At 45.2% G+C, this 13923-nt stretch carries 15 protein-coding genes; 1 reads left to right on the top strand and 14 read right to left on the bottom strand.

What is annotated here, in order from left to right; all coding sequences use genetic code 11:
* Window positions 1-147 precede the first annotated feature (147 nt).
* From AC58PV_RS03105 to AC58PV_RS03165, 13 genes are all read right to left on the bottom strand, one after another.
* Window positions 148-1311 carry an Rne/Rng family ribonuclease gene (locus AC58PV_RS03105; RefSeq protein ID WP_497430816.1) on the bottom strand — a complete coding sequence of 388 codons (1164 nt, stop codon included), beginning with the start codon at window positions 1309-1311 and terminating at the stop codon, window positions 148-150.
* 23 nt (window positions 1312-1334) lie between these two features.
* On the bottom strand, window positions 1335-2210 hold the full coding sequence (locus tag AC58PV_RS03110; RefSeq protein WP_497430817.1) for a M50 family metallopeptidase: 876 nt from the start codon (window positions 2208-2210) through the stop codon (window positions 1335-1337).
* Window positions 2203-3075, bottom strand: a complete 873-nt coding sequence (locus AC58PV_RS03115) for a peptidoglycan DD-metalloendopeptidase family protein (RefSeq protein WP_497430818.1) — start codon at window positions 3073-3075, stop codon at window positions 2203-2205. Before AC58PV_RS03115 ends, AC58PV_RS03110 begins: the two co-directional genes overlap by 8 nt.
* 142 nt (window positions 3076-3217) lie before the next feature.
* The gene (locus tag AC58PV_RS03120) at window positions 3218-4369 is read right to left on the bottom strand and encodes an FtsW/RodA/SpoVE family cell cycle protein (RefSeq protein WP_497430819.1); all 1152 of its coding nucleotides are present in this window, start codon (window positions 4367-4369) and stop codon (window positions 3218-3220) included.
* Between the two features lie 7 nt (window positions 4370-4376).
* A complete protein-coding gene (gene minD / locus AC58PV_RS03125) occupies window positions 4377-5171 on the bottom strand; it encodes a septum site-determining protein MinD (protein ID WP_497430820.1) in 795 nt (264 codons plus the stop codon).
* Window positions 5172-5209: 38 nt separating this feature from the next.
* Window positions 5210-5869 carry a septum site-determining protein MinC gene (gene minC, locus AC58PV_RS03130; RefSeq protein ID WP_497430821.1) on the bottom strand — a complete coding sequence of 220 codons (660 nt, stop codon included), beginning with the start codon at window positions 5867-5869 and terminating at the stop codon, window positions 5210-5212.
* Window positions 5870-5941: 72 nt separating this feature from the next.
* Window positions 5942-6469, bottom strand: a complete 528-nt coding sequence (mreD, locus tag AC58PV_RS03135) for a rod shape-determining protein MreD (protein ID WP_068665470.1) — start codon at window positions 6467-6469, stop codon at window positions 5942-5944.
* Between the two features lie 13 nt (window positions 6470-6482).
* Entirely contained in the window at window positions 6483-7346 is an 864-nt protein-coding gene (mreC, locus tag AC58PV_RS03140; protein ID WP_239696731.1) for a rod shape-determining protein MreC, read from the bottom strand.
* Between the two features lie 21 nt (window positions 7347-7367).
* Window positions 7368-8402, bottom strand: a complete 1035-nt coding sequence (locus AC58PV_RS03145; RefSeq protein WP_497430822.1) for a rod shape-determining protein — start codon at window positions 8400-8402, stop codon at window positions 7368-7370.
* A gap of 36 nt (window positions 8403-8438) precedes the next feature.
* Window positions 8439-9128 carry a RadC family protein gene (radC, locus tag AC58PV_RS03150; protein WP_497430823.1) on the bottom strand — a complete coding sequence of 230 codons (690 nt, stop codon included), beginning with the start codon at window positions 9126-9128 and terminating at the stop codon, window positions 8439-8441.
* A 110-nt stretch (window positions 9129-9238) separates the two neighbouring features.
* Window positions 9239-9688 carry an RrF2 family transcriptional regulator gene (locus tag AC58PV_RS03155; RefSeq protein WP_497430824.1) on the bottom strand — a complete coding sequence of 150 codons (450 nt, stop codon included), beginning with the start codon at window positions 9686-9688 and terminating at the stop codon, window positions 9239-9241.
* Between the two features lie 120 nt (window positions 9689-9808).
* Complete coding sequence (locus tag AC58PV_RS03160) at window positions 9809-10411, bottom strand: Maf family protein (protein ID WP_497430825.1); 603 nt, start codon at window positions 10409-10411, stop codon at window positions 9809-9811.
* Window positions 10412-10459: 48 nt separating this feature from the next.
* Complete coding sequence (locus AC58PV_RS03165; protein ID WP_068665461.1) at window positions 10460-10702, bottom strand: DUF4321 domain-containing protein; 243 nt, start codon at window positions 10700-10702, stop codon at window positions 10460-10462.
* Between the two features lie 163 nt (window positions 10703-10865).
* Here AC58PV_RS03165 and AC58PV_RS03170 point away from each other — a divergent pair, with 163 nt between their 5' ends.
* Window positions 10866-12101 (top strand): N-acetylmuramoyl-L-alanine amidase, encoded by a 1236-nt coding sequence (locus tag AC58PV_RS03170; RefSeq protein ID WP_497430826.1) that lies wholly within the window; start codon window positions 10866-10868, stop codon window positions 12099-12101.
* 324 nt (window positions 12102-12425) lie between these two features.
* On the opposite strand, the gene AC58PV_RS03175 is transcribed toward AC58PV_RS03170, so the two are convergent.
* A complete protein-coding gene (locus AC58PV_RS03175; RefSeq protein WP_497430827.1) occupies window positions 12426-13766 on the bottom strand; it encodes a hypothetical protein in 1341 nt (446 codons plus the stop codon).
* Window positions 13767-13923 lie beyond the last annotated feature (157 nt).

Below are 13923 nucleotides of genomic sequence, written 5' to 3' on the forward strand. Positions count from 1 at the left end.
CTCCTCATGTCTCAGACTCGCCTTGTGCAGGTGACGGAACGGAATCTAATCCACTCGCGTACTTCGACCTGTTTCGTGCGGTTACAGCATGCCTAAACAACACACTCCGAATATTATATCACAGTTATATTTTGATATGCAAACCTTTTATTTGCGTTTCCGCGTCATTTCTAACAATCCTAACTTGGTCCAACCTACAATTGTCGTCTTAGAACGATCCTTGCGCACAGCATCCGTCATATTCGCCATGACCTTCGCACGATTGTCTTCCCCATGCATATCAATAAAATCAACAATAATGATGCCTCTTAGGTTACGAAGCCGCAGAAGCCTAGGGATCTCGACAGCTGCTTCACGATTAATATCTGTAACGGTTTGCTCTAAGTCAACAGAACCCGTGTATCGACCCGTATTGACATCAATAACAGTCAGTGCCTCGGTTTGATCGATAATTAGATACCCGCCGCTAGGAAGCCAGATTTTGCGACGAAAGCTCTGATTCAACTCTTCTGTGACGCCGAAATGATCGAACATAGGTGTCCTACGGTCGTAGAAAGCGATGCGGCCACGCCAACCCGGCTGCTGTTTGCGCAGCAAAGTTCTCATTTCTTCAAAAACTTTGTTGTTGCTCATCCACACTTCTTGAACTTCATCCGATATCACATCTCGCGCTAGTTTGGGTAGTAAATCCAAGTCCTGGTACAGCTGTGCGGGAGCATGCGTTTCTTCGCGCTTCGCTAGAATGCTACTCCATACATCGCGTAAATTTTGCAGATCATCTCGGATGGCTTCTTCACTTTGACCAATTGCACCTGTTCGGATAATAACGCCTTCACCAGGCATCAAATTACCCTCTGCTAACTGCTTCAGTCGCTGTCGTTCTGCTTCTAGGTCAATTTTGCGAGATATGGCAATATAATCAGCATCTGGCATATAAACAATCCAACGGCCCGGAATGGAAACGTGCGTAGTCACTCGTGCTCCTTTGGTACCTTGGGGGTCCTTGCTCACTTGAACCATTAGCATTTGCCCAACTTGGGCAATATCTGCAATGGAAGGCTTAATCTTAGGCTGCTTGTCCACATGAACGGGAAGGAGATCGTCTATATAAAGAAAGGCATTCTTCGCAAGTCCAATATCGACGAATGCCGCTTGCATGCCAGGAAGTACGTTCACGATGCGGCCCATGTAGATGCTGCCTGCCCGTTGAGATTCAAGCGGATACTGCGTATCATACTCTACGAGACGCCCATCCTCTAGCAATGCCGCCTGTGTAAGCTCTGGTGCGCAGTGAATTATCAGTTGCTTCATACATGTTCACCTCACCAGTTATTTTACATGAAAAGATCGGAAACTGCACTCCCCGGTTTTTTCCCATCTAAATAACCGCCAACGATTTGCTGTTCAGGAAGAACAGCTTGGATGCGCCCTGCCTCATTCACGACATAAATTAAGTGGTATCTTTCCCGCATAAAAAGCTTCAGCGTCTCCGCCATCGTAAGCTGCTTCGTAATGACAATAGGCTGCGCTCTTGTACCTCGGCCAAGCAGTTGTCCTACACGTAAGCCGCGCCCCATGAGAAAACGCAGAAAGTGATACGGAATCTGCCGGTAAGCGTACCAATTCGATATAAGTAGAAACAGACCGATAACGAGGAAATTGATCGGCAGCTGCCCGTGTACAAGCTGAATGATCGACATAACAATGATCGAGAAGCTAATAATCATACTGATCCAAACCGAATAGACGATTGTGTTATGAAACGACATGATATAACCTAACAAGCCTTGCATAATTCGCCCGCCATCGAGCGGCATCACGGGAATCAGATTGAATAAACCGATCATGAGGTTCGCTTCAATGAAGTAGTCCCACCAGTTCCCACTTCCGATATCAAATGATTGCATGATCAACGCCAAACCTATCATCCATACATGTTGAAGCGGTCCCGCTATAGCGACGATCAGCTCTTCACGCGTAGACGTACTGCCAAGCTCATCAACAATTAAGACACCGCCAAAGGGAAGTAATTGCACTTCTTGGACCCTCCAGCCGAATCCTTTCGCCGCGGTTAAATGTCCAAGTTCATGTATGAATACGATGCCGAATAGTGTGATTGCCTCTAGGAAATACCCCGTTATGGCACAGCCAATCATTATTAGCGTAAAAAGGGGATGGAAACGATATTTGGTTCCTGCCCATTTAATCAAATGTGATCACATCCGCCGGATTGATCGTCACGCCCTCTTTCATGACGGAGAAGTACAGATTCCCCTTTGTTGAATCTTTGGCAGAAGCCTTTCCTATCGGCTCCCCTACCTTCATCCAATCCCCTACGGCTACCGTAGCTTCACTTAGTCCACCGTATAGTGATTCCAGTCCGCCAGGATGGCGAATCATAACGGTTACTCCCGTATCCGTAGTCGTACCAGCAAAAATGACTTGTCCTGTGTCCATCGCATACACTGGCGCAAACTCAGCTGTGTTCAGTTTGACCCCCTTATGAAGGGTCCCATCGTACCTGATTAGCACACTTCCTTTGGCTGGAGCGAATAATGTACGCTTAGAAGTACTTACTATTACAGCTTCATTGCCTGCGCGGTTAAAACTAGGAATAAAGGAAGGAGCGCCTCCGAATTTATCGGCATACCACGCGGACACTGCTGTAAAGTCATAGGATTGCGTTAGTGCCGCTGTTATATAGCGCTTCCCTTGATTAGCCCATGGCTTGTCTACATGAAACATACCGTAAATAGAAGCAAATAAGGCACCACTAATAAGCAACTTAAAAACAATTCTCCGAGGGGATGGTGGAGTGAGCAACCCTCTTTCTGGATCATTCGACATATCCATCATAAGCTTCTGTCTCCAAGCAAACTCAGGGTCCTCCATTCGCCTTCTCCAATCAGGATCAGCATATAAGGGCATTTCCTCTACCTGTCGATTGGGTATTAGGAAATCAAGCGACGGAGAGGATCTGTGAGAGCTTCCATTTCCTTGTGATACTTCTGACGATTCTCGCAAATGGCGAAGTCGCTCTAGTCGGCGTTGCTTAACTTTATCTTTTATAACCATAGAATCCCCTCCTCATAAACATTCATTAGTACAGCCTATGAGCAAATGGACAAGATTATGTGAAAAGTACCGTTCTTGGACGGTTTACAGGTATTGAAATAAGCCCGCAACCACAATAGGGCCACGGGCTTAGCATAATCAATTATTGGAATAATTCAGGCGCACGCTCCTGGTGTAACTTCACACTCATGACAAGACCTATTGAGAGCATATTGATCAGAAGGGAAGTACCTCCATAGCTTACAAAAGGAAGCGTAATCCCCGTCAAAGGCATGATACCGATTAACATTCCCACATTTTCGAATATTTGAAAAACGAACATCGACACGACACCGACAACAATGTAAGCTCCGCCAATATTCGAACTTTGAATCGAAATTAAAATCATTCGATAAATCAGCATGAAATAAATAAGCAGCAGAACAGCAGAACCACGGAATCCGAATTCTTCACCGACTACAACAAAGATCGAATCGGAATAGGCGTAAGGAATAAAATTACTATGCACGGAAGTACCAAGCAAGTACCCTTCTCCCTCAAGCCCACCAGAACCAATGGCCCTTACTGCATTTCGTACTTGCCAACTATCATCCTCGGATACATCATGTGGGTACAAATACGTATCAATTCGGTCCATCCAATGACTAAAACCAAATCCTTTAAGCATGTCAAACAAAGTATCATGAAAGTGTTTATATAAGGTAAGTGTCAGGAAGCCAACTCCAGCTACGAGGAGGATCGCTATCAACACCTGTGAGTATTTGATATTTCCAATCCATAACATGCCAATCAGAATAATGACAAAAATAATCGCATTCCCTAAATCGGGCTGTATGAGCACAAGTGCGAAAGGGATTAAAACAGCCAAGCCAACAGGAATGATATCATTCTTCACCTGAAGTAAATCCCCGCCGCGTCTAGCAAGCAGTGCTGTAATACAAACAATCAAGATTAGCTTGACTAGCTCTGCTGGTTGGAATGTTAATCCTCCCGGAAGCTCAAACCAGCCGCGGGCACCATGAATCTTTTTACCAAAGAAGTAGACAGCAACCAATGAGACAATTCCAATCCCATACAAGTAAGGGGCAATTCGTATAAGTACACGATAATCAAATAAACTGCAGGCTAGAAAAGCGACAAGTCCTACTCCATATAAAATCAGAATTTTCGTAATGCTGATGTTAATGGTCGGATGATCGACAGAAGCACTGTAGACCATCATTGTACTTATCACCATGAAGGCAATCAGAATGACTACAATTGGAATATCAATGTTTTTCAGTTTGGCAAACACAGAACAATCATCCTATTCCAATAAACTTTTTCATTCGTTTTACCCAACCAGTTTTGTCCTCAAGCTGCATGAGCGGCACGGTATCGCCAACAATGCGTCTTGCAATATTCCGATAGGCAATGGCGGCACGAGATGAAGGGTTCATTACCGTTGGCTCACCTAGATTAGCCGCCTTAATCACATGCTCATCGTCGGGCACAATACCCAACAAATCGATCGCAAGTACCGAGCAAATTTCATCGATATCCAGCATTTCGCCTTTTTTCACCATTTGAGGACGAATCCGATTAATGACAAGCTTAGGCGAAGCTATTTTCTCATTTTCCAAAAGGCCAATAATCCGGTCCGCATCACGTACAGCAGCATTTTCTGGAGTTGTGACGACAATGGCTTTATCTGCGCCTGCAACCGCGTTCTTGAAGCCTTGCTCAATACCCGCTGGACAGTCAATAATGACATATTCGAAGTCATTCTTGAGCTCCATAATAATGGTTCGCACCTGATCCGGCGTTACAGCATGTTTGTCCTTCGTTTGAGCGGCAGGTAATAAATACAACTCATCAAAACGTTTATCCTTAATCAGCGCCTGCGGCAAACGGCAACGACCTTCCGCAACGTCTACAAGATCATAGATTATTCGATTTTCCAATCCCATCACAACATCTAGATTACGCAAACCAATATCCGTATCCACCATGCATACTTTCTTCCCAAGAAGTGCAAGTGCAGTCCCCAGATTAGCGGAAGTCGTCGTTTTACCAACGCCACCTTTACCTGAGGTGACAACGATAGCCTCTCCCATATTCCTCACCCCAGACACAGTTTATATGTTAAAAGTATTTATTTAAGTGGCGCATCCGGCCAAACCCGATGAAGCTGATGCAGCTTATCGATTTCCATTTTACCGTCTTTGACATAAGCAAATTCCATGAAAGCCTCTTCGATTCCCCACTCATCTGGCGAACGACTAATGACCCCAGCAATTCGTAATTGTGTAGGCCGCATATGAGACGCAGCAATGATAGCTTTCTCATCTCCATCAGACCCTGCATGAGCCATTCCGCGAAGCGAACCCATGATGTAGATATTCCCTGTAGATGTAATGATTCCGCCTGGGTTCACATCACCTAGATAAAGCAAATCTCCTTCGTTATGAAGGGTCTGTCCTGAACGAATCATCCCTCTTAGCGTTGTCATGGACACCTTGGGTTCCGGTGGAACTTCCACTTTAGGCGGATCGCTTTCAATGGATTGAATTAAGAGATTACCCTTCTGCTTAATCACAGCGCGGATCTCTTCTTTCTGCTCATCGGTGGCCTCACGGCTGCCCAGTCTGACATTCACATGAATGATGGGACCCGTTAATATTTGTTGATGCGTTTTCTCGAGCTTATGCTGCAGTTCTTGCAACAACTCTTGCCAATCGCATGCGTCATTTAGTAAAAATACTAGGCCATCTTTGACCCCTTTAATCATCACGTGGTGCTTCGCTACAGACATAATGGCATGACGACCTCCCAACCTATACATTTCGGCCCTTGTTCCAAATTCTCCTGCTTATTCCCTGGAAAATTAATCTTCCTTCGCTGATGCTGCAAGCCGTTTGCCTTCAAGCAGTTTGCGGATGGGAACGTAACATATTAAGGCCGCAAGTAAATTGAATAGAACACTTGGGAGCATGTAATGGGTGAGAGCCCAATTCAAATCAATGGCAATCAGTTTGAATAAGCGGTTGATCCCATAGTTGAGAAATTCAAAAAGCAATAATCCTAAACTGGTAATAAGCAAATTGTAAAAAATGAGATTGGGCTGCTTGCGCTGCACAAGACCAGCCAAATAGCCTACGAGCCCCATGCTGAAAGAGTACACGCCCAACATCGCTCCATAGTAAGTGAAATCGTGTAACAGCCCAAACAGAAGCCCGTATAGCAACGCAGCATGACGATGATGAAAAAGTCCAATAAAGATAATAAATACCAAAGGTAAATGAGGTGTTACATACACGATGGCTTGCCATGAGGCTGGCAGCAACCATACGACTAAACTGCCTTGAAGGATAAACAAGCCGAGCAGGATGAGCCATAACACATGTCTATTCATTTGCCTGCTCACCTCATTTCACTTCCGGAACTTCAACAACGAACACTTCACGTATCCGATTAAAGGATGCTTTAGGCTTCACCATTACCTTATAGGTAATGCCGAATTCCCCAGGTCCAATCGAAGAAATCGTCCCCACTTCGATCCCTTTGGGAAATACTTGCCCCAAACCTGAAGTTATAATCGTATCGCCGACTTTCATGTCGTCAGCATGTTCGACTTTATTCATTACAAGCTCTCCAACCTTGGGATCATAGGATTCGATCATCCCGAAAGGCTGCGAATCATTCCCTTTGACTGTGACAGCGATTGCTTTGGAATTGTTGTCAGTATCATTCGTCTCGGATAACAGCTGCACGTTGGAGTGAAAGCCAAACACTTTACTCACTCTTCCCACTAAGCCATCGACAGTCATAACCGCCATGTTCTCCTTGATCCCATCTTTATCACCTAGATTAATCGTTACGGTGCTGTTGTACGGATCTGGATCAATGGTGACGACCTCAGCGATTCGGTATGTATAGTTGTTAGCTTGTCGCTGACGCTCCGTAAAGCCAAGTGATTCCATCAGTCGTTTGTTCTGCGATTCAAGCTCGTTCAAACGCTGCGTATCTCGTGCATATTGTGTTAGCGTTAGCTTTAATGTCTTGTTTTCTTCATAAATGACACGCAGTTGTCTAATGTCTTCGAAGAAGCCCGCTACCTGCGCAGCGGGCTTATACAAGAGTCCTTGCGTCCATGATATGGAGTCTTTAACGAATTTCTCAGGCCATGTCATCGGCCCACGATTCCCTAGTGTTAGTCCCATCAAAATAAAAAAGCAGACTAAACCTGACATAAGAAAAATAAGTCGTTTATTTCCCATGAATTTAAACAAATTAGCACCTTCTAACGAAAATTAACCCTTATATCTGGAACCCGATCCTGATTTATTTTTGAATAAGTGAATGTTCTCTAAGGCCCGTCCCGTACCAATTGCAACACAATCGAGCGGATTCTCGGCAACCATAACAGGCATCCCCGTTTCTCCAGCCAATAGTCGGTCCAAATTCCGAAGCAATCCACCTCCACCAGTCAGCACAATCCCACGATCCATAATATCTGCCGATAGTTCTGGTGGACATTTCTCAAGCGTGACCTTTACGGCATCAACGATAGCGCTGACCGTGTCAGACAACGATTCTGTAATCTCCACAGACGTTACGCTAATCGTTTTGGGTAATCCGCTAACGAGATCACGACCGCGAATTTCTAGCGAATCTGCCTTATCTGTGTTAAGTGCAGAGCCAATTTCGATCTTGAGCGTTTCTGCGGTGCGTTCCCCAATCATGAGGTTATATGTTCGTTTAATATATTGAATAATGGCTTCATCCATTTCATCACCAGCAATACGAATGGAGCGACTGGTTACAATACCGCCAAGTGAGATGACAGCAACCTCTGTCGTACCTCCGCCAATATCAACAACCATACTCCCCGTCGGTTCCCACACTGGAAGATCCGCTCCAATCGCAGCTGCGAATGGCTCCTCGATCGTGTAAGCTTCTCTTGCACCAGCTTGTTTGGTTGCATCTTCAACGGCACGCTTTTCTACAGCTGTAATCCCGGATGGTACACATACCATGACATTCGGATGGCGCGGAAACAACCAACGTTGCTTCTGAGCTTGCCGAATAAAGTATCGAATCATCGTTGCGGTCGTGTCGAAATCGGCAATAACGCCATCCTTCATCGGGCGCACGGCACGGATATTCCCAGGTGTACGACCAATCATCTTTTTGGCTGATTCACCGACTGCTTCAATTGTTTTAGTATCTGTACGAAGGGCGACCACGGAAGGCTCCCTAACGATAATTCCTCTGCCTTTTACATAAACCAATGTGTTCGCGGTGCCTAAATCAATCCCCAGATCTTTCGTAAAACCACCAAACATACAAAGAGCTCCTTTCCTGTTGCGTGTTCTATTATATTACATAAAGCCTTGTTCCTTCAAACTTATAAATCTCTGATCTCCAATGATAACATGATCCAACACTTCAATACCAATTATTGCACCAGCTTCTACTAATCGACTTGTCAGACTAATATCTTCCGGACTTGGGGTGGGATCTCCACTAGGATGGTTATGTACACAAATGATGGAAGCACTGCTTCTTTTAATCGCTGCGCGAAAAACTTCTCTTGGGTGAACAATGGACGCATTCAAACTTCCCATCGATAACGTTTCTTGTGCGATGACATGATTCTTGGTATTGAGGAACAAGCAAACAAAATGCTCTTTCTGTAAGTAACGAAGATCCTCGCTCATTAAATTAGCGATATCCTTGGGCGAACGGATCGTTATCCGCTCCTCATATGAACTCTTCGCCAGTCTGCGACCTAGCTCAATACCCGCAAGAATTTGAAGAGCTTTGGCATCGCCAATTCCCTTGATCTGCGTTAACTGATCCTTGCTCATATCAACAAGACTACGCAGCCCCCCACTTTCACTTAGAATCCGGCTTGCCAAATGAATGGCAGATTCCGCTACCGTACCTGTCCTTAATAAAATGGCAAGCAGTTCGGCATGACTTAATGCCCCTGCCCCCAGTTGAAGCATTCGTTCCCGCGGTCTCTCTTCAAACGGAACTTCTCGCAGCATCAAACTTGAGCTTTCCATCTTTTCCCCTCTTCCGTACTGTAGGTTATGTTACTTCTTGCTATCCCATGCATAGGTGTATAAGCCTCAAAAACAACATAAAACCCCCGGATTGTGAGATCCGAGGGCTTCTAGGATAGAGATTCTGTATTCGATTGCGGACATTCAAATGCCCTGATTTGTTCTAGCATACTTCCAATTGTATGGCCTTCAAAGTAATGTTCCATCTGCTTCTCAGCATCGTTGAAAACTTTACCCATCAGTCGATCCATTTTGGAGGATATCATACAAGGCTTGGACTCATCACCAGAGCACCAACTCGGCTTCAAAGTACCTTGACATGTCAAACGGTAAATCTCCCCGAGTGTGACTTCCTCAGGCTTACAACTCAGTATAAATCCGCCACCGATGCCTTCTTTCGTCGACACGTACCCTGCTTTACGAAGAAAGCCCATAACTTTACGAATACGGGCAGAATGCGTTGATACATTAGCTGCAATTTCTTCACTAGTTGCCATATGATCAGGTAAGTGTGCTAATAGAACAAGACTGTGGACGGCAATTGTAAATTCGCTGTTCATGGCAGGTACCTCCCAGAAGAATGCGAAGTCATGTCGCTTACTGTCATTGTAACCGTTACAGATTGCACAGTCAATCTTATTACCCTATTTTGGACTAGAATGGATAGAGTTGGAAATGGGTTACAGCACTTGAATATCGAACGTCAGCAGTAAATCACTGAGCAAAGAAAGTGGAAGTCCCACAACGGTGAAATAATCTCCCTCAATCCCGCTGATCAGCGTCGCGCCTATGCCTTGAATCGCGTATGAGCCCGCTTTGTCCTTGGGTTCCCCAGTAGCGATATAACGTAGAATTTGTTCATCCGTCATGGGCTTCATATGTACATGAGTTACACTATGCGAAACAACTTCTTGACCTGTCGCTGCATCAACGCAAGCAACACCACTATACACCTGGTGTGTATTCCCTTGCAGACCCTTCAGCATGCGGAACGCGTCTTGCTCATCGATCGGTTTGCCTAGAATTGCCTCGTTATACACGACAACCGTGTCGGATCCAATGATAATCCCATGCTGCTCTTGGATTTCTAACATATCTCTGACCGTCCCCGCTTTGCGTAAAGAAAGCAGCTCAACGAGCTCCGCTGGCGTTATTTTTTGTTCGACGGTCTCATCCGCGTCACTTACACGAATAATATAGGGTAATCCAAATGATTGAATAAGCTCCTGCCTCCGCGGCGACGATGAAGCAAGAATAAGTCTTTGATGCTCTTTGGTTTGCACGTACACTACCTCCTAAATAATCCTACGTTTATAACGTTCACAATTTCACTAGAGTTTCCGATATAGGAGATAAGCTCCTACTAATCCAATAATACTGCACAGGTTTAGCTTCACCAAAAGGTCGAATTGATATTTCACAACTTGTAGATCCGCTTTCGGTTCCCAAGAAATTTCAACTGATTTGGTTAGAAATGAGAGAGCAGGAACAGGCGCCAGCAGCTGACCGATAATAATCCCGGTAATTAACCCGACGATTAGAAAAATGATTAGAGTAAACGTGTTTTTTTTCATTCCTGTCATCCTCTCCGTATAAGTACAAGCCTATTATACGAGGATTGACCTCTTTTTTCCATGTCAAATAAACAGCTGATGCGTGAAATCATCCTTGGTGATTCTTACCTGCTTACAGCTTAGACCAATCCTAGTATGATAATTACCGGAGGTAAATTCAACTATGACTCTTCTCAAAAGATTTATGCTGTTCACTTTATTACTCACATTTTCTTTCCCTTATCATGCATTCGCTTACAAGGTCGTACTTGATCCGGGGCATGGCGGAAGTGACCCTGGCGCAATCGGTGTTGGTGGACTCCGTGAAACAGATGTCAATCTGGACATCACTTTACAGGTGCGACAAGCTCTACTTGATCGCGGTTATGAAGTCGTCATGACACGTACCAATGACACCTTCCTATCACTCGCACAAAGGGTCGCCTTCACGAATGAACAGCAAGCTGACTTATTCGTATCCATTCATGCCAACGCGCATTCGAGCCCCAAAGCTAACGGAACTATGGTACTTTACTATGATAATGCGTACCCTCAGGAAGATTACCCAGCAAGCAATGAAATGACGCAGTTAACGCCCTATAGTAAAGATTTGGCACAACGTGTACAGGATGGATTACTCGCGCAATCCGGTACCAAGGACTTAGGGCTGACGCCAAGTGCTGTCTACGTGGCCCGAATGGGAACTATTCCGAGTATTCTAGTAGAAACGGCTTTTCTCACGAATTCAGGTGATGCAGCCTTGCTTGCTAGCAGTGCTATGCGCTCTAAGATGGCGATCGGCATCGCCAATGGAATCAGCAGCTATGAACCGCCTCTTTTCACCGACATGCTTGTACATTGGTCCAGGTCATCAGTTCTTCGCATGAAGAATAAAGGGATTATCGAAGGGGTCGGCAACAATTACGAACCAGATCGCGCGCTTACGAGAGCAGAGTTTCTCACATTAATGGATCGCGTGTTTAATTTGGACAAGCTGCCAGCTGTCTGTGGCACAACCGGCAGTGTAACAGCCAATGTGTACGGCTGCGGGGCTACCCCATCGAAAGGCTATTCGGATTTATCGGCTACCCATTGGGCTTCCGGCGTGTTTGCCAAAGCGGCTAAACTAAACTTACTGCAAGGGTATGCCGACGGTACGATTCGTCCGAATCAAGCGATTACACGCGGAGAAGTTGCTTATTTATTCAATCAGCTTCTACAAGCCACTTCACCAACGCCACAACCAACGTATACCGCCGCATTCGATGATGTACCGAAGTCCTTGTGGAGCGCTTCAGCCATCCTCACCTTAAAGGATAAAGGCATCATTAATGGCATATCGGATACTTCCTTTAAGCCTGATCGCACCATGACAAGGGCTGAGATTGCTGCTATGCTCGATCGATACCTTACGAAATAGCAAAAGAAAGAGGATGTCCCACCGCCGCATCACATTTAGATGTAAAAACTACAGCTAATGTGCTCGAATATGAGGTATTTTCGTGATTAGATGGAAAATGTACAGGTAAATTCAATGAAATTTGAAAAATCGATATAATTGAAGGAATTTAACTACAGGAAATACAGTTAATCATCCCAATTTGCTAAATCCATGTAAAATAGATGGAGAAAATCCAGTTAAATTACAGGAAGTCGTATTATTTATGGGTCAATAGCTGCCAACAACGAAAAGAGGCAGTTTCAAAAGTCTACAAATCGGACTTTTGGGACTGCCTCTTTCTGTTTATGCTACGCTAACTGTCTTCAAGAGATTCTTCTGAGCAATAATGTATTGCATTAAAGCGGATTGCGCTTGCCACATCAAAGCTTGAGATGGTGTTTTCTTATATTCTTCCATGGATTGAACGGCACTATTGAGCGCAGTTGACATCTTCGTCAGCAACGGCTTAACATCATCACCCGCTCCGTTAGTCAGTGTTGTACCGAGCGTAATTAGTGTCTGATGGGAAGTTCGAATCGATTGTAAAGAGACATCCGTAAGCGCCGTCGGCTTCGTCTCAGCCAAATGGATAAGTGTGAGACCACTCATTGCGGTCACAAGCTTGTCGCCCTCTGCAATATAATTCGGCAAGGACTCCGGTTTTGCCCCAGACCAACGAATACCCGTTACTGCTGGAAAATCCACATTTTTCATAAAGACCTCAATCGTTTTATCCGTCGCCTGCACACCTTGCCTCAAAATGATGGCATCGTCCTTCGTCTTCGCAAAGCCCACAAACACAGTAAGCTTATCGGAATTATCTAACGCAGAAGCAAGCCCCTTCTTATTGAGCGTGTCTTGTACAGCTTGAGCGCCTTGAACCGAACTGAATACCCCATTTTGCAAGAAGGTATAGGATTTAGCTGGAATTTGCACGGCAGTGACAGCTGCAGTCGTTGCAGGCAGCGCGACATCGCCTGTACCCGTTTGTGTTTTGGTCGTGGAGGCAACGCCTTGTGTATTCGGAGATGCCACCGTAACTTTACTTGGAATTGTCGTTGCTACACTCGTGCTTGTATCTCGTTCCGAAGAGAACATTGAGAGCACGAAGAAACCAAATGCAATTCCCGTTACCACTGCACCCGCCACCGATGTAGCTATGCGAATCCACGACGCACCGGACGATTTTGCATAGCGCGCTTCATTCCCCGAGTCCCGGTAGGGCTCCTTAGGTGTCCAATTGGACCATTCTTCTCGATGATCTGTAGGTTCAGGCTCTCTCTCCGGTCGAGTAACCGTTGGTGGAAGGGGGGAATTCTGCACCTCACGAGATACTTGGGTTTCCCGAATGATTCGTTCCACACGCTCTCCTTCGGATTCAAACTGACTATGCCAGCTTCCAAAATCAGTAGTAAACGTATTCAGTGCATGCGGTTCAAATAATGATTCTACTTGCTCTCTTTCCCCTTGCTCATAAGGTGTTACTTCCTTCGTACTGCGATCTATCTTCGGCTCTATCACTTTAAACTCTTCTTGATAAAGCGGAATGATATTCTCCTCTTGATCATGCACCCTGGCTGCTCTGCGCGTCGATTCTGTTCCTTCCTTGGGGTCGAAGCGATATGTAATTCTAGCTTTTTTCATTCTCTTCTCTCACTCCTCATCATATATATGGCCCGAAACGGGTACAATGCATGTGATCTTGTCCCAATCTTCTGTTACTAGAGTATGAGAGAGAGAAGCATATTATGATTCCTTTAAGAAAAAAAGACCGCCCCCAGCCCATCGGCTCAAGCGATCT

The organism is Paenibacillus sp. J22FR83 (assembly GCF_059691955.1).